This is a genomic window from Streptomyces sp. A1136 (assembly GCF_004795055.1).
Lineage (GTDB): Bacteria > Actinomycetota > Actinomycetes > Streptomycetales > Streptomycetaceae > Streptomyces.
Genome location: NZ_SSBJ01000179.1, coordinates 1 through 673 on the forward strand (window position 1 = coordinate 1; position 673 = coordinate 673).

The window sequence follows — 673 nt, forward strand, 5'->3', positions numbered from 1 at the left end:
CTCGACCCGGAGGACGGCGACCCGCTCACCACGGGCCCGCTGCGGGCCGCGCTGCGCGAGGCCGAGGAGGAGACCGGCCTCGACCCGCTGGGCGTCCAGCCGTTCGGCGTGCTGCCGAAGCTGTACATCCCGGTGAGCGGCTTCGTGGTGACGCCGGTGGTCGCCTGGTGGCGCGATCCGACCCCGGTCCGGGTGGTGGACCCGGGCGAGACGGCCCGCGTCTTCACCGTGCCGGTGGCCGACCTCACCGACCCGGCCAACCGCGCCACCGCCGTCCACCCGCTGGGCCACGCCGGTCCCGCCTTCCTGGTCGAATCGGCCCTGGTCTGGGGATTCACCGCCGGCGTGATCGACCGCATCCTGCACTACGCGGGCTGGGAGCAGCCCTGGGACCGTACAAAGCAGGTCACGCTCGACCGGCACGCATGACAAGGTGACGGGGGCGCGGCCACCGGCGGATTCCGGCCGGTCGCGTGGGCACGGGTGCGTGGTGCGTCGCCGTGGTGGCGGAGGCCGCGTGCCCGGCGCCGTCGTGTGACCGAACCCACGGGACGCGGCGGCGTGATCCGGTGCCGACCGGACAGCAGCTTCCAGGCAACGACCAGGTGCCCAGGCACGACTAAGGAGAGGGCAGATTCGGTGAACGTGCTGGACATCCTGCTGCTGATCGCCG

At 73.3% G+C, this 673-nt stretch carries 1 protein-coding gene; it reads left to right on the plus strand.

Translation table 11 applies throughout. The features are described from left to right. Positions 1-429, plus strand: a 429-nt coding sequence (locus tag E6R62_RS37925; protein ID WP_136217956.1) for a CoA pyrophosphatase, incomplete at its 5' end; no start/stop codon positions are given. Positions 430-673: the final 244 nt, after the last annotated feature.